The sequence below is a fragment of the Lentzea kristufekii genome, assembly GCF_033949925.1.
GTDB classification, from domain to species: Bacteria; Actinomycetota; Actinomycetes; order Mycobacteriales; family Pseudonocardiaceae; genus Lentzea; species Lentzea kristufekii.
On record NZ_JAXAVV010000044.1, the window covers coordinates 16,048 to 30,178 of the forward strand.

The following is a 14,131-nucleotide window of genomic DNA, read 5'->3' on the forward strand; positions in this document are numbered from 1 at the left end:
CCCAGTTAACGGCAGTCGTCGCGGAAACCGGCGGTATTTGTTCGATAATGCGCTACACGGTGCTGTAGGGGTTACTAGGGGTTGGACGCAGGGGAGCCCGTAAATCTAATTGAGGTGATTCGCCGAAAACACACTCGGAGGTAGCGCCGTGGGAACGTCGGTGTGGGATTACCTGGCTGAGTACGAAGAGGAACGCGACGACATCCTCGACGCGGTGGACAGCGTGTTCCGCTCCGGCAGGCTGGTCCTCGGCGACAGCGTCGCCGGGTTCGAGTCCGACTTCGCGGACCACCACGGCGTGCGGCACTGCGTCGGCGTCGACAACGGCACGAACGCGCTCGTGCTCGCACTCAGAGCGCTGCAGGTGGGGCCGGGCGACGAGGTGATCACCGTGTCGAACACGGCGGCACCGACCGTGATCGCGATCGACTCGGTGGGCGCCACCCCGGTGTTCGTCGACGTGCGCCCGTCGGACTACCTGATGGACGTGGGCCAGGTGGCCGCCGCGATCACCCCGCGAACGAAATGCCTGCTGCCAGTGCATCTCTACGGCCAGTGCGTGGACATGGCGCCGTTGGAGGCGTTGGCGGAAGCGCACGGCATCCCGATCCTGGAGGACGTCGCCCAGGCACACGGCGCCACACACCACGGCCGGATCGCCGGCAGCATGGGCCGTGCGGCGGCGTTCTCCTTCTACCCCACCAAAGTCCTCGGCGCGTACGGGGACGGCGGCGCGGTCGTCACGTCGGACGACAAGGTCGAGGAACGGCTGCGGCGACTGCGCTACTACGGCATGGCCGAGCGCTACTACGTCGTGGAGACCCCTGGCCACAACAGCCGGCTCGACGAGGTGCACGCGGAGATCCTGCGCCGCAAGCTGCGCCGTCTCGACTCGTACCTGGCCGGCCGTCGCGCCGTCGCCCAGCGGTACGCGGAAGGCCTGGGGGACACCGAACTCGTGCTCCCGCGCGTCGCGGACGGCAACGAGCACGTGTACTACCTCTACGTCGTCCGCCACCCCGACCGGGACCGGATCATCGAGGAGCTCAAGGCCCGGGACATCTTCCTCAACGTCAGCTACCCGTGGCCCGTGCACACGATGACCGGCTTCGACCACCTCGGCTACGCGACGGGGTCGCTGCCGGTCACGGAGGCGCTGGCCAAGCACATCTTCTCGCTGCCGATGTACCCCTCGCTCGACCCGTCCGTCCAGGAGAAGGTCATCGACGCGCTGCGCGAGGTGCTCCGATGACGAACATCGTCACGCAGATCGCGTTGTCCGCGCACGACGTCGAAGGCAGTCACCTGGACCTGCCCGACTTCCACCGCTGGTTCGCCGAACTCGCCGGACGCTGCTACACGCGTGCCCGGCGGATCCCGCTGGACGCGCTCGACGGCTGGCACACCGTGGCGGGCAGAGGCGACATCGTGCACGCCAGCGGGAAGTTCTTCACCGTCAGCGGCATTGACGTCGAACTGCCGGGCAACGCGGTGCCGCACTGGACCCAGCCGATCATCAACCAGCCCGAGGTGGGCATCCTCGGCATCCTGGTCAAGGAGTTCGAGGGCCGCCTGCACCTGCTGATGCAGGCGAAGCCGGAACCGGGCAACCCCAACGGCCTGCAGCTCTCACCGACCGTGCAGGCCACCCGCAGCAACTACACGAGGGTCCACGGCGGCCAGGACGTGCCCTACCTCGACTACTTCCGCGACACGTCGAGGCACACCGTGGTCGCCGACGTGCGGCAGTCCGAGCAGGGCGCGTGGTTCTACCAGAAGCGCAACCGCAACATGATCGTGTCGGTGACCGAGGACGTCGAGCTGCTGGACGGCTTCTGCTGGCTCACGCTCGGTCAGGTGCACCGGTTGCTGCTCGTCGACGACCTGATCAACATGGACGCGCGGACCGTGCTGTCGTGCCTGCCGTTCACCGGTGCCGGCGACCTCTCCGGTGCGGGAGAGGAGTTCCGGGACGTGGTCGCCCGGTCCTGCGGTCCCGCGGTACCCGGCGTGCACAGCGAGGACGAGATCCTGCGGTGGATCACCGACGTGCGCACCCGCACCGAGGTGCGCACCCGGCTGATCCCGCTGCACGAGGTGCGGCAGTGGCATCGCACCGAGTACTCGATCACGCACGAGACCGGCAGGTTCTTCGACGTGATGGCGGTCGAGGTGCAGGCGAGCGGACGTGAGGTGCGCACGTGGACCCAGCCCATGATCGAACCGTACGGGACGGGTCTCGCGGCCTTGCTGGTCCGCCGGATCAACGGCGTGCTGCACGCGTTCGTGCGCGCGACCGCCGAGCCCGGTTTCCTCGACGTCGCCGAGCTTGCGCCGACGGTGCAGTGCACACCGGAGAACTTCGACGTCCTGCCCGAGGCCGCCCGTCCGCTGTTCCTGGACCTGGCGGTCACCGCCCCCGCGTCGTCGATCCGGTTCGACGCGGTGCTCTCCGAGGAGGGCGGGCGGTTCTTCCGCCCGCGCACCCGGTACGTGATCATCGAGGTGGACGAGGAGCTGGAGCACCCCGACTTCCGCTGGGTGGTGCCGCATCAGCTGGTAGGTCTGTTGCGGCACAGCCACTACGTCAACGTGCAGGCGCGGACGTTGGTGGCGTGCCTGCACAGCCTCACCTCGTGAGCAGCTCGCGCGGCAGGTCGTTCCGTCCCGCGACCTCCAGCTTGCGATAGACGCGGGTCAGGTGCTGTTCGACGGTGCTGACGGTCACGCACAGCCTCCGGCCGATCTCCCGGTTGCTGTGTCCTGCCGCCGCGAGTGCGGCGACCTTGCGTTCTGCGGCGCTGAGAACCCCCTCGGCCGCACCGGGTTCGCCGGGTAGTCCCGACTCCCGGCCGGCGCGGCGGCCGAGCAGGCGGGCCTCCGCCAGCGCGCCCCTGTCGCGCCGGTCGTGGCCGAGGTCGGCGAGCGCGCGGGACAGTTCGAGGCGGTCGCCCGCGTGCTCCAGGTTCCGCACGGCCTCGCGCAGCAGCCGGGGTCGATCCGTCCTGGCCGCGGTCCTGGCGAGCAGTCTCAACGCGATGCCGGTCGTGCGCGGGTCCGCGGTGGACGTGATCTCCTCCTCCAGCAGGGCTTTGGCCGGCTTGAGCTGTCCGAGCGCGAGCCTCGCCTCTGCCACGCCCAGCCGATCGTCGCACGCGGTGAAATCGTCGAGTGCCGCATGTGGCCGGTTCAGCGCCAGGTGGTGGTGGCCGCGGGCGTGCCGGTAGTGCGGCCCGAAAGCCGTGCCGAACAACGCATCCGGCACGGGGTGCGGCTCCGTTTCCCGGCCGAGCGCGGCATTGGCCAGCAAGGTGAACCGCAACGGGAGCCCGATCACCACGCCCCAGCCGTCCGTGCTGAGCCCGGCCAGCGCGGCTTCGGCGAACGCGGCCGTGGCGACGACGTCCCCGCGGCGCCACGCGTCCTCGGCCCGGACGCAGCCGAGCAACGCCCTCAGGGTCGGCTCGACGGCCTGCCTCTCCAGCACCGTCAGCCAGTGCTCGAACCTGGCCGGCCCGACCTGACGCAGGGCCTGGACCAGTGCCTCGGGAGCGGAATCGGCGTGCTGCCGTTGCAGCACGGCTTCCGGGTTGACCGGCAGGAGTTCTCGCCCGGTGATGAACTCGTGGCACAACGACAACTCGGCCGGCCGGCGATCCGGGAGACCGAGGGAGAAGTCGCCCTGCCACCACCGCGCTCGCAGCACGGCCGGGTCGAGCCCGGAGCAGGGGAGCAGAGTGCGGGCCGCCGCCGCTGGATCCGTGCGCCACAGCACCTGGCCGAGTTCCAGGCGCACGGCCTGTGCGTCAGCCGGGTCGCACGCCCGCAGCGCGAGGCGCAGGCTCTCGGCGGCCAGTCCGGACGTGGCGGAGCGAGCCGCTCGGCGCAGCATGGCCGTTCCGCCCACCTGCTCGCCGACCGTCTGCGCGGCAACGCAGTGGGCGGCGACGGCGGTGTCCGGCGCACCCGCGTTGTGCAACAACATCGCCGCACGCTCGTGCAACGCGACGGCTTGGACTCGTGGCAGCGCACCGAGCAGGATCTCCGCCGCTCCCGGCAGCCGGAACCGCCCACCGTCCAGCAGGCCGCTGTCGGCGAGCGTGGAGGTCAGCGCCGTGACCGCTGCCTGGTGGCGTTCGGTCAACGCGCTGAGCAGGGCTGTGTGCGGTCCGAGCACCGCGAGTCCACATGCGACGTCGAACAGGGCGGAGTCGGTACCACGCAACAGATCCAGGAGCGTGCGCCGCGCCGCCGGGCCGACCTTGCCTCCGTCGTCGCGCAGAGCGGCCAGCAAGGCGGGGTTGCCGCCGCTGAGCACGTGCAGCTCCGGATCGGCGTCCGGGGACAGCGGGCGCAACCAGACCTGCTCCCACGTCGACAGCCCGGCGCGATGAGGGGAGTCCGCCGCCGAGTGGGTCACGACGACGCGCACGTTCGGGAATCGGCGCAGCCACACCAGGAAAGCGACCGACTCGGGATCCGCGTGCTGGACGTCGTCCACCGCGACGAGGGTCGGCCGGGTGAGCGAGAGGCGGGGAGCCAACTGGTGCGCGATGCCGAACGGAACCGTGCGCTCGGACGGGACCGCGGTCGCGGACGCCACCTGTGTGCTGGACCGTGCGAGGGCCGCGCGCACCAGGGCGGTGCGCCCGCACCCCAGGCCACCGCTGACGACGACCTGCGGTGAACCGGACAGCACCGCCCGCAGGGCGGTCGCGCGTTCGAGCAGGGAATGGGGATCCGTGCTCCGCCGGGAACCGTTGTTCGACCGGCGGGGCACGGACCGGGTCAGGCGTTGATCGGTGTGTTCTGGTACGCGGCGATCAGCCATCGGCCGCCCTGCCTGGCCAGCACCCAGGTCGCCCTGATCGCGCGTTCCGGTGCGACCGCCGTGTCGCCGGGCGCGAGCACCCCGCCCTGCGTGACGATCACGCCCGCGTCCTCGCCGAGGTAGCGCGCGTCGAGCGGCTCGCCGAAGACGCGCGTGCCCTGGTACGGACCGGCGAACGCCTGCGTCATGAACCCGCGGATGCCGTCACGGCCCTGCAGGAAGATGTCCTTCGGCAGGATCAGCGTGGCGTCCTCGGTGAACAGCTCGCTGAACGCCGCGCCGTCGTTGGTGGCCCAGGTCTCGATCATCTTGGTGGGCAGTTCGTGCATCTGCTCCGCACCGAGTTCGGTGACCGACATGGTGTGTCCCTTTCAGCTGGATCAGAGGTAGTCCGTGTTCGGTTCGAGGCCGCAGAGCACTCGCCCGTACAACTCGTAGTTGGTGTTGGGGTGCATGAGCGCGTGCATGTTGAGGGCCTGGACGTCGCGCAGAATCCGTTGGATGGGCACGGTGTTGTAGAGCGATGAACCGCCACTCGCGGTGGCCAGCACCTCCACCGCCTGCTTCGAGAGGTCGAACACGCGGCCGAGGGCGACCCTCGCGCGGGCACGCTCGTGCACGGACCACGGTTCGTCGGCCTGCCGTGCGTCGATGTGCTCGGCGAGCCGGGTGGCCTGGAACGTCGCCTCGTCGATCTTCATGGCGGCCTCGGCGACCTGGAGGTGCGTGATCGGTGCCTCGCGCTGGCTCTCGTACTTCGTGTAGGTGATCTTGCGGTTGGGCAGGCGGTCGAAGAAGTTCTCCTTGGCCGCGTTGGCGAGGCCGATGGCCGCGCCGGTGAACGTCGCCGAGCCCGTGACCATCAGCGGAGCGCGGAACATCGGCGAACCCGCGTTGGCCTGCGAGGCGTACTGGCCCTGCAGCACCAGGATCAGCGGCAGCACGCGTTCGGCGGGAACGAACACGTCGTCCGCCACGGTCGTGACGCTGCCCGTGCCGCGCAGGCCGTACGGGTGCCAGTCGTCCACGATCCCGAGATCGCTCATCGGCACGACGGCCATCAACGGCCACATGCTGCTGCCGTCCGGAGTCGGCCCCATCGCCAGCACGACCTGCCACTTGCTGTGAAGAGCGTTGCTGACGAACTGCCAGCCGCCCTTGATGGTGACGCCGCCGTCGACCGGGGTCGCCATCGCTGTCGGGCTGAGCACCGAGCACACCCGCGAGTCCGGGTCGGCGAACACCTCGTCCTGCACGGCGTCCGGGAAGAGGCCGGCGAGCCAGCAGCTGACCGCGTTCACCGCCACGTTCCAGGCGGTCGATCCGTCGCCGAGTGCGAGCTGGCCGATCGTCTCGAACGTCGTGCCCGCGTCGGTCTCCAGGCCGCCGTACCGGGTGGGCACCCGCATCCGGTAGGCGCCGGCCTCGGTCAGGGCGCCCACCACGTCGTCGTGAAGGCGGCGGTTCTCCTCATGCCACAACGCGTGCGACTGCAGCAGCGGAACGAGTTTCGAGGCGTTCTGCACGAATTCCGTGCGCGACTGGGAGTTCAACCTGTCCTCCGGAAAGTGTGGGTGGATGTCCCGCTCGATTACTCTGGCATTAACGCACCGCCGAGCGCTTCTCTTGGATTGCAGAATTGGTCGCGGAACTTGCGCAATCTGGAAGAAGGACGCCCGCGGGACGCCCAGTAACGTCCGGCTGGCCCGTCGCCTCCCGGATGGAGCTCATGCATGACAACTCACGCCGGGGCGTCGTCGGCGCCCGGCTCACTCAACGACCGCTGGCACCGACTCGCGCTCAACGTCTTCCTGTTCGTGGTGATCGCGCACTGGGCCGAGCACATCGTGCAGGCGATCCAGGTGTTCGTGCTGGGCTGGCCGCGTCCCCAGGCGGGCGGCGTGCTCGGCCTGTGGATTCCGTGGCTGGTCACGTCCGAATGGATGCACTACGGATACGCGGTCATCATGCTCGTCGGATTCTTCGCGCTTGCTCCGGGTTTCACCGGGCGCGCGAAGAAATGGTGGAAAATCGCGTTGTGGATCCAGTTCTGGCACCACTTCGAGCATTTGCTGCTGCTGGTCCAGGCGTTGACCGGACGGAACCTGCTCGGTGGTCCGGTGCCGATCAGCATTCTGCAGCTGGTGCTGCCGCGCGTCGAGCTGCACCTGTTCTACAACCTGGTCGTGTTCGTCCCGATGGTGGTCGCGATGTACTTCCACCTGCGGCCGTCCGCTCAGGACCGGGCCGAGATGCGCTGCTCCTGCGCGGTCGGCGCGGCGGCCTGACGTGCACGACCACGGCTCGACGGTGCCGGTGGTGTTCGGGCCGGTGCTGCTCTACCTGATCGGTTACCTCTCGGTCCCGGCGGTGGCGGGGTTCGCTCTCATGCGGATCGTGACGCCACCGCCGCGCCGGGTCGACGCACTGCTGGTGACGGGCGCGTCGACGACCACGTTCCTCGTGGCGATGCTGTTGTACCCCTCACTCGCACTGCCGCCACAGGCGATCGTCCTCCTGCTCGCCGCGGGCATCGTCCCGTTCGTGGTCTGGTGGCGTGCCCCGCACCTGATCGCGCGGGTGGTGCCGGTGGCGCCGTGTCTCGTGGCCGCCGCGACCACGACGGCGTTGCTGTGGGCGACGGTCGACCAGTCCGGTGGCTACCTCGCGGCGCTGACCGCCGTGTCCTGGCTGACGTTCTGCGTGCCGAGGTCACGTGCGGGCCGGGTCGTGTTGCGACTGACGGCCGGAACTCTCGCCCTGTCGGTGGTGGCGTTCACCGGAACGGTGGCGGCGTCGGGTGGCTGGCTGTAGAGGGCGACCGGCAGTTGCTCCCCTTTGGTCGACAGCCGCCAGAAGTGGTCAGCGCCGCCGGTGGCGCAGGCCAGACAGCAAGCGGCCACTCTTCCAGGCCTGCGGCTAGATGTCTCCTAAACGAGGTAGTAGCCAAGTCCCTCTGTCGGACGGGACCTTCGGACCTCTCCGGTCGCGACGGGCTGCCCTGCTGACCACGCGTACGAGCGACGATGCTCGAGACGTCCAGGTAGCAGAGGAGGACGTCGTGAAGCGTCAACACCTCGGGCTGTACGCGATCGCACTCGCGATCCTGATCGCCGGTCTCGCCCTTGCCGGAGTTCCCCTCCAGACGATGTTGTTCGGACTGTTCGTGCTGGCCTGCCCCCTGATGATGATGTTCATGATGGGGGGGCACGGCGGCCACGGTGGGTCTGACAAGCAGGAGGACGACCACCACACCGCCGGCCCTCGCGATGGCTGACGCCGCGTACGGGCTGTGGCCGCTGGTCGTGCTGAACACCGCGCTGTTCACCGCGGGCGGGCATCTGTGGAACGACCTGGCGGGCTGGACCGGTGATCCGCACCTGAGCCCTTTCCGGCTCGCAGGCCATCTGGCGATCGCCGGTGGCTTCTGGTTGATCTGCGCGTCATGGGTTCGGCTGTACCAGGCAGCCGCGGAGCACCGGCTTGCCGCAGCAGGCCCGTACGCGCGGGAGCGGCATCCGCAGTACGACGCGCGGCTCGCGCACGATGAGGAACGCGAAGTGCCGAAACGGTTCGGCGAACAGCGGACCGTCCATGCCGCACGTACTCCAGCATTTCTGCCCAGATTGCGCGTGGCGCCGGCTGAGCGTGTGAAGAGGTCGCGATGAGCGGGAACGCCGTGCGCGCCGGAGTCATCGGAGCCCTTGCTCTCTCGGCGTTCTACGCGCTGGTCGTCGGCTTCGCGGGTGGCCTGGCGCACCTCGGTGGGCAGACGGCCGAGGACTGGCCCTGGCTCGTGCTGATCGTCGGCGGATTCGGCGCGCAGATCGGACTTTTCGCCGGGCTCCGCAGACGCAAGCGGCTGCACACCGACGTGCGCGCCGCCACCGGTGGCGGCGCGGGAGCCTCCGCGGCCGGCATGGTGGTCTGCTGCGCCCACCACATCGCAGACCTGGTGCCCTGCCGATAGCCGCCGGCGTGTTCGAGCCGGCATTCGGGTTGATGCTCCGCCCCGAGATCGCGGCGCTCTCGATGTCCGGCTCGAGCGTCATCGTCGCGGTGAACGCACTCGCGCTCAAACGGCTACGTCTACCGGCTGTCACCTGAGATGTCGCGCGCGGCGAGTTGGGTTTTCATCCTTCAACGTTGCGCTGTCGGCGGTGAAGGGTGCAGGGACAGAGGGCCTTGTGGCGAGTCGTCTGGCTCGTTCGGCGGTGCGATCACCGTTGTGTCAACGGAACCACGCTGACCGGGCAGTGCGCGTGGTGGATCAGCGCCTGGCTGGTCGACCCGAGCAGCAGACCGCGGAAGCCGCCGCGCCCTCGCGTGCCGACCACGATCAGCTGCGCGTGCGCGGACTGCTTGATCAAGGTGTGTGCGGGACGGTCGCGAGTGAGGATCTGCTGCACCGGCACATCGGGATGCGCGGCTGAGCGAGCTGCGACCTGTTCGGCCAGCAACCGGTGCTCCGCGGCCTCGATCGACGCGAGGTTCGTTGCCGTCAGCCCGCGTTGCCATGCGGTTTCGGCGGTGAGGTCCCACCACGTCCGCACGGCGCGCAAAGGCACACGGCGCAATGCGGCGGCCTCGAACGCGATGTCCAGAGCCGCGTAGCTGGCGGGTGATCCGTCCAGCCCCACGACGACGGGCGCATCGGAGGCCGGGTCTGCGTCGGTGTTGCGAACCACGACGACCGGGCAGTGTGCGTGCGTCGTCACGGCGACCGCGGTCGAACCTGCGAGCAGACCGGCGAATCCTCCTCGGCCGTGTGAACCCAGCACCAGCAGGCCCGCTGACGTGGATCGGCCGATCAGTTGTTCAGCCGCGTCACCGGCGGCCAGTTCGGTCTTGACCTCGACCTGAGGGGCCGCCTTCCGCGCCGCGCCCGCCGCTTCGGTGAGCCACTGCCGGCTTTCTTCGAGGACACCGTCGGCATAGGACTCGGCAGGGGCGATCACGTCGAGTGTGCGTGCCGGAAGCAGCGCGCAGGAGTGCGTGATCACGAGCCCGGTGTTGCGCCGGACCGCTTCCTCCGCTGCCCATCGCACCGCGCGCGTCGCCGACTTCGATCCGTCCAGTCCCACGACCACCGGCCTGGTCACGGTCATCGCCTCCCTCAACTCGGTTCGTTCCTGACCGCGCAAGTCCATGTCAGCCGCGGGTCTCCTCTTCGAACACCAAGATCCGCATCAGCACCACGAACTGCACCAGCAGCGCGATGGACACGACGACGGTGATCGAGACGAGTGTCAGGCGCACGACGGTGGCCCAGTCGGTGGTCGGGTCCGTGAAGGTGAAGGGGAACACGTGGGCTGTCCGGATCAGCACGACCAGCCCCGCGGCCGTGCTGACCACGTCACCCACCGCGGTGAGCGGCCGCCGGGGCCGAACCAGGCAGAGCAGGTTGACCACCAGTGCGACGGCCAGGGCGGTGTTCACCACGATCACCAGTGCGGCTGCCGCTTCGGTCAGCACCGGGACGGCTCGCCACCCCGGTGACACGTTGATCAACACAAGCAGTGTGACGTCGGCCAGCGCGCCGGCGAGGTAGCTGCCTCGACGCGCCGTTGCCCGAGAGATCCTTGGCGCAGTACTGGTCACGGTGACCTCCTGTCTTTCAGCCGCACGTTCTCGATTGCTGCTTGCGCCGTGCCACCGCGGCGTTGCCGGGGAAGATGAACAGTCACAACCTCAACCATGCGGTCGTCCTCGACCCCGGGCCAGGGACTCCGGACCTGTCGTCTCGGGACCGTTCGACTCAGCCGGGACGAACGCTGCTGCCCGCAGGGACGAAGGTCCTCATGTTGGTGGGCGCAATGCCGTTCCCACGCGGTGGATCGGTGATGAAGGTGTGGGTATGACGCGCATCGTGATCGCCGGTGGAGGGATGAGCGGGCTGAGTCTCGCGGCGCATCTCGCTGTCGCGGATCACCGGCATCCCGTGGTCGTGGTAGACGACGGCACTCGTCCGCTGGGGAACATGACGTGGGCGTCCTGGAGTTCGAGACCTGGTCTGCTCGACGCAGCCGCCAGCCGCTGGTTCGACAAGATCCGCGTGCACGTGAACGGCCGGACGACGGTGCTGGGGCTGGGGCGTTACCGCTACCGGGTCGTGCGCGGTGGGGACCTCGCCGCGGTGGTGCACAGGTACACCGACCCCCTGAAGCACTTCACGTTCCAGCGCGGACACGTCGACGGCGTCGCTGACGGTGGGCTGGTCGTGGACGGGCACTTCATGCGGGCCAGGTGGGTGTTCGACAGCGTGATCGGCACCGACGAGGAACCGCCCCTGGACGCCCAGCTCGTCTTCCGCGGCTGGCGGGTGTCGAGCGAGCGCGCCGTGTTCGACGCCGAGATTCCGACGTTGTTCGACTTCCGCACACCTCAGGTGTCCGGGGCGAGCTTCGTCTACGTCCTGCCCGAGGACGCTCATCACGCGCTGGTCGAGCACACGGCGTTCGTCGCTCCGGGCATGCCCCATGACGAGACGACTCAGCGCGAGGCACTCACCGAGTACCTCATGGAGGTCGCTGGTGTCGGCGAGCACGAGATCGATCGGGAGGAGCACGCGGTCCTGCCTTTGCGCGCCGCACAACCGTCGCGTAGCCACGAGCACGTGTTGACGATCGGCACACAAGGCGGGCTGCTGAAAGCGTCGACGGGCTTTGCCTACCAGCGCGTGCAGCGGGACAGCGCGGCGATCGCGGAGTCGATGCGCCGGCACGGTCACCCGTTCGACCTGCAGGAGGCACCACCGCGGTTCCGGCTGTTCGACGGTGTGCTGCTCGACGTCGTGACCCGCGAGCCGGCACAGCTGGAGCGGGCGTTCGGTGCACTGTTCCGACATCGCACGGCGGAACCCGCGTTGCGGTTCCTCGACGAGGAAACCACTGTGCCGCAGGAGTTGCGGCTGTTCGCCGGCATGCCTGCGGCGACCTACCTCGCGGCCGCGCGGCACCGCCTCGCCCGCTAGGGCCGGTGGTGCGTCTCGTGCCACCACACCACGATGATCGTTGCCCCGACGGTGAGAGCGGCCCACAGCAGCAACATGAGAACGGCCGCCATGAACCCTTCCAAGCCCGCTGCGTTGCTGTCGTACCAGTGCATCGGACGCTCCTCGAGTCGTCAGGGCGGTTGAACGCGACAGGTCGAGCCTCGTGCGTCGGCGCGGGTGCCGAGCAGGGTCCAAGGGCCTGGACGGTGTGGGCAGGTCCGCTCTGCACAGGCCACGCCACCGGGCGAATGGTGGGTGCATGCGAGGAACTTCCGGCAGTGACACCACCAGATCACCGTCCGCCCCGATCGTGGTGGGCGTCGACGGCTCGGCTTCCGCCCTTGCCGCGGTCGGCTGGGCCGCGGCCGAATGCGCGCGGCACCACGTGCCACTGCGGCTGGTGCACGGCTTCATGCTGCCGGCCAGCGGCTACCCCGAGATGCTGATCAACGCCACCGAGGCGCGCCACGCGATCGAGCAGCAGGCCCGCGACTGGCTGACCGAGGCTGCGGCGACCGCACGCGCTGCGGCGCCGGACGTGAAGATCACGACCGAGGTGTTGTGTTGCGGCGCGGCGGGTTTGCTCATCGAGGAGTCGAGAAAGGCACGGCTCGTCGTGGTCGGCTCGCGCGGGCTCGGCACGGTCACCGGCCTGCTCGTCGGCTCGACGGCTGTCGCGCTCGCTGCCCACGGCCACAGCCCGGTGGTCGTGGTGCGTGGCATGGCGGTACCCGACGGCCCCGTCGTGGTGGGCGTGGACGGTTCACCGACGAGCGAGGCGGCGCTGGCGTTCGCGTTCGAAGCGGCCTCGACGCGCGGCGTGGCGCTGACCGCGCTCATGACCTCGCAGGACTTCACCGTCGACAGCGCCTACCACGTCTCGCGCATCGCGATCGACTGGGCGCAGGTCGAGGAGGACGAACGCAGGCTGCTCGCGCAACGGCTCGCCGGGTGGCAGGAGAAGTACCCCGACGTCGAGGTGCGCCGGGTGGTGCTGCGCGATCGGCCGGCGCGTGCCCTGATGCGCTACGGGGCCGAGGCGCAGTTGCTGGTCGTCGGCAGTCATGGACACGGTGGCTTCGCGGGCATGCTGCTCGGCTCGACCAGCCAGGCTCTCGTGCACCACGCCCCGTGCCCGCTGGCGATCGTCCGCCCGCCGAAGTGACCCAGGACCAACGTCACCTCGCAGGCGTGGCCAACCGCACTGCCGAAGCAGCATCGCCAGGCAGACGCTCAGCAGTATGAACGCAGCAGATGTGATGTCCAGTCCGGCGGTGTCGGTGAACCCTGGTACCACGGTCCGCGCGGCGAGCGCGATGCTGGGCGACCACGGGTTCTCCGCCCTGCCGGTGGTCGACGACGAGGGCAGGCTGGTCGGAATCGTCTCCGGTGCCGACCTGTTGCTGGCGGGAATGTCTCCGGAGACCGCCAACTCCCCGGTCGCGCGGGTGATGCGCGGATCCGTGATCAGCGCGCCCGTCACAGCCACCCCCGCGGAGCTGACGGCGACCATGCTGTCGCAGCGGCTGCGGTGCCTGCCGATCGTGGCGGAAGGACAGGTGCTCGTAGGGGTGGTGAGCCGCAGCGACCTGCTGCGCATCCTCACCCCGGTCGACGCTGTTCTGGGGGCGCGGGTGGAGGCGGCACTGCGGGCGTACAGCGGCGGTCCGCGCTGGACGGTTTCGGTGCGGGAGGGCGAGGTGAGCGTCTCCGGGCCGTTCTCCGACCAGGCCGAACGCAAGGTGGTCGAAGCGCTCGTTCGCACGGTGCCCGGCGTGCGGGGAACGCAGTTGGCCAGCTGAAGGACGAAGGTCCCGAGGCGGCCAGGCCTCCGGCCACTGACCACCACGCGCTCGGCCCGCGACGCTGAAGTACATGAGCGACAACGAACTTCGACCGATCGTGGTCGGTGTCGACGGGTCCGCGGGCGGTGCGGCAGCACTTCGGTGGGCGGTCGAGGAGGCGCGCCGGCACGACTGCACGATCGACGCCGTCTCCGTGTGGCACATGGACTACGGCGTGATGATGGCGCCTGAGGCGGTCGCTTCCGGACTGGACGCGGCGAGCATCGAGGCAGCGAACCGGTCCGCGCTCGATGCTGCCACGGCGGAGGTCGGTGACGTGGAGCTGCGCCGGATCCTCATCGAGGGCGACGCGAAGAAGTTGCTCGTCGAGATGTCCCGCGATGCCCGGATGCTCGTGGTGGGCAACCGCGGCCGCAGCGCGGTGGCCGAGCTGCTCCTGGGCTCGGTGAGCGCCTACTGCGTGCACCACGCGAGCTGTCCCGTCGTCGTGATCAAGGCGCC

18 protein-coding genes are annotated in these 14,131 nt (G+C 69.4%); 12 read left to right on the top strand and 6 right to left on the bottom strand.

The genetic code is table 11. The annotated features are described in order from the left end of the window. The first annotated feature begins 148 nt into the window (after positions 1-148). Both SK571_RS44530 and SK571_RS44535 read left to right on the top strand, forming a co-directional pair. The gene (locus SK571_RS44530; RefSeq protein ID WP_319990151.1) at positions 149-1,252 is read left to right on the top strand and encodes a DegT/DnrJ/EryC1/StrS family aminotransferase; all 1,104 of its coding nucleotides are present in this window, start codon (positions 149-151) and stop codon (positions 1,250-1,252) included. Next, positions 1,249-2,640, top strand: coding sequence for an NDP-hexose 2,3-dehydratase family protein (locus SK571_RS44535; RefSeq protein ID WP_319990152.1), 1,392 nt, complete (start codon positions 1,249-1,251; stop codon positions 2,638-2,640). The genes SK571_RS44530 and SK571_RS44535 overlap by 4 nt, the downstream gene beginning before the upstream one ends. Here SK571_RS44535 and SK571_RS44540 read toward each other — a convergent pair. From SK571_RS44540 to SK571_RS44550, 3 genes are read right to left on the bottom strand one after another with little or no spacing between them, the layout of a single operon-like run. Beyond that, the gene (locus SK571_RS44540) at positions 2,630-4,831 is read right to left on the bottom strand and encodes a helix-turn-helix transcriptional regulator (RefSeq protein WP_319990153.1); all 2,202 of its coding nucleotides are present in this window, start codon (positions 4,829-4,831) and stop codon (positions 2,630-2,632) included. The two genes, SK571_RS44535 and SK571_RS44540, sit on opposite strands and share 11 nt — an antisense overlap. Further along, entirely contained in the window at positions 4,789-5,190 is a 402-nt protein-coding gene (locus tag SK571_RS44545; RefSeq protein ID WP_319990154.1) for an SgcJ/EcaC family oxidoreductase, read from the bottom strand. Before SK571_RS44545 ends, SK571_RS44540 begins: the two co-directional genes overlap by 43 nt. A 21-nt stretch (positions 5,191-5,211) precedes the next feature. Beyond that, positions 5,212-6,384 (bottom strand): acyl-CoA dehydrogenase family protein, encoded by a 1,173-nt coding sequence (locus SK571_RS44550; RefSeq protein WP_319990155.1) that lies wholly within the window; start codon positions 6,382-6,384, stop codon positions 5,212-5,214. 180 nt (positions 6,385-6,564) lie between these two features. On the opposite strand from SK571_RS44550, the gene SK571_RS44555 reads away from it, so the two are divergent. The 6 genes from SK571_RS44555 to SK571_RS44580 all read left to right on the top strand — a co-directional run bounded on the left by SK571_RS44555 (position 6,565) and on the right by SK571_RS44580 (position 8,938). Beyond that, complete coding sequence (locus SK571_RS44555; RefSeq protein ID WP_319990156.1) at positions 6,565-7,119, top strand: hypothetical protein; 555 nt, start codon at positions 6,565-6,567, stop codon at positions 7,117-7,119. A gap of 1 nt (position 7,120) precedes the next feature. Further along, entirely contained in the window at positions 7,121-7,645 is a 525-nt protein-coding gene (locus tag SK571_RS44560; RefSeq protein WP_319990157.1) for a DUF6239 family natural product biosynthesis protein, read from the top strand. Positions 7,646-7,892: 247 nt separating this feature from the next. Continuing rightward, the gene (locus SK571_RS44565) at positions 7,893-8,108 is read left to right on the top strand and encodes a DUF2933 domain-containing protein (RefSeq protein ID WP_319990158.1); all 216 of its coding nucleotides are present in this window, start codon (positions 7,893-7,895) and stop codon (positions 8,106-8,108) included. A 28-nt stretch (positions 8,109-8,136) separates the two neighbouring features. Continuing rightward, a complete protein-coding gene (locus SK571_RS44570) occupies positions 8,137-8,499 on the top strand; it encodes a hypothetical protein (protein ID WP_319990159.1) in 363 nt (120 codons plus the stop codon). After that, a complete protein-coding gene (locus SK571_RS44575) occupies positions 8,496-8,801 on the top strand; it encodes a hypothetical protein (protein WP_319990160.1) in 306 nt (101 codons plus the stop codon). The genes SK571_RS44570 and SK571_RS44575 overlap by 4 nt, the downstream gene beginning before the upstream one ends. A gap of 8 nt (positions 8,802-8,809) precedes the next feature. Beyond that, complete coding sequence (locus SK571_RS44580) at positions 8,810-8,938, top strand: hypothetical protein (RefSeq protein ID WP_319990161.1); 129 nt, start codon at positions 8,810-8,812, stop codon at positions 8,936-8,938. A gap of 113 nt (positions 8,939-9,051) precedes the next feature. Here SK571_RS44580 and SK571_RS44585 read toward each other — a convergent pair whose 3' ends face one another. Continuing rightward, the gene (locus SK571_RS44585; protein WP_319990162.1) at positions 9,052-9,939 is read right to left on the bottom strand and encodes a universal stress protein; all 888 of its coding nucleotides are present in this window, start codon (positions 9,937-9,939) and stop codon (positions 9,052-9,054) included. A gap of 43 nt (positions 9,940-9,982) precedes the next feature. Then, positions 9,983-10,342, bottom strand: coding sequence for a hypothetical protein (locus SK571_RS44590; RefSeq protein ID WP_319990163.1), 360 nt, complete (start codon positions 10,340-10,342; stop codon positions 9,983-9,985). A gap of 346 nt (positions 10,343-10,688) precedes the next feature. Between SK571_RS44590 and SK571_RS44595 the strand changes: the two genes are divergently transcribed. Then, positions 10,689-11,804 carry a lycopene cyclase family protein gene (locus SK571_RS44595; protein ID WP_319990164.1) on the top strand — a complete coding sequence of 372 codons (1,116 nt, stop codon included), beginning with the start codon at positions 10,689-10,691 and terminating at the stop codon, positions 11,802-11,804. Here the strand turns inward: SK571_RS44595 and SK571_RS44600 are convergent. Further along, on the bottom strand, positions 11,801-11,938 hold the full coding sequence (locus tag SK571_RS44600; RefSeq protein ID WP_319990165.1) for a hypothetical protein: 138 nt from the start codon (positions 11,936-11,938) through the stop codon (positions 11,801-11,803). The two genes, SK571_RS44595 and SK571_RS44600, sit on opposite strands and share 4 nt — an antisense overlap. 146 nt (positions 11,939-12,084) lie before the next feature. Between SK571_RS44600 and SK571_RS44605 the strand changes: the two genes are divergently transcribed. From SK571_RS44605 to SK571_RS44615, 3 genes are all read left to right on the top strand, one after another. After that, positions 12,085-12,990, top strand: coding sequence for a universal stress protein (locus tag SK571_RS44605; protein ID WP_319990166.1), 906 nt, complete (start codon positions 12,085-12,087; stop codon positions 12,988-12,990). A 76-nt stretch (positions 12,991-13,066) separates the two neighbouring features. Beyond that, complete coding sequence (locus SK571_RS44610; protein WP_319990167.1) at positions 13,067-13,627, top strand: CBS domain-containing protein; 561 nt, start codon at positions 13,067-13,069, stop codon at positions 13,625-13,627. Between the two features lie 73 nt (positions 13,628-13,700). Next, positions 13,701-14,131: universal stress protein (locus SK571_RS44615; RefSeq protein ID WP_319990168.1), on the top strand; the 431-nt coding region annotated here is incomplete at its 3' end.

Coding starts and splice junctions, on each gene's coding strand:
- SK571_RS44545 (WP_319990154.1), bottom strand. CDS start 5,190: ATGTCGGTCACCGAACTCGGTGCGGAGCAGATGCACGAACTGCCCACC.
- SK571_RS44555 (WP_319990156.1), top strand. CDS start 6,565: ATGACAACTCACGCCGGGGCGTCGTCGGCGCCCGGCTCACTCAACGAC.
- SK571_RS44575 (WP_319990160.1), top strand. CDS start 8,496: ATGAGCGGGAACGCCGTGCGCGCCGGAGTCATCGGAGCCCTTGCTCTC.
- SK571_RS44610 (WP_319990167.1), top strand. CDS start 13,067: ATGAACGCAGCAGATGTGATGTCCAGTCCGGCGGTGTCGGTGAACCCT.
- SK571_RS44535 (WP_319990152.1), top strand. CDS start 1,249: ATGACGAACATCGTCACGCAGATCGCGTTGTCCGCGCACGACGTCGAA.
- SK571_RS44585 (WP_319990162.1), bottom strand. CDS start 9,939: ATGACCGTGACCAGGCCGGTGGTCGTGGGACTGGACGGATCGAAGTCG.
- SK571_RS44605 (WP_319990166.1), top strand. CDS start 12,085: ATGCGAGGAACTTCCGGCAGTGACACCACCAGATCACCGTCCGCCCCG.
- SK571_RS44600 (WP_319990165.1), bottom strand. CDS start 11,938: ATGCACTGGTACGACAGCAACGCAGCGGGCTTGGAAGGGTTCATGGCG.
- SK571_RS44595 (WP_319990164.1), top strand. CDS start 10,689: ATGACGCGCATCGTGATCGCCGGTGGAGGGATGAGCGGGCTGAGTCTC.
- SK571_RS44540 (WP_319990153.1), bottom strand. CDS start 4,831: ATGGCTGATCGCCGCGTACCAGAACACACCGATCAACGCCTGACCCGG.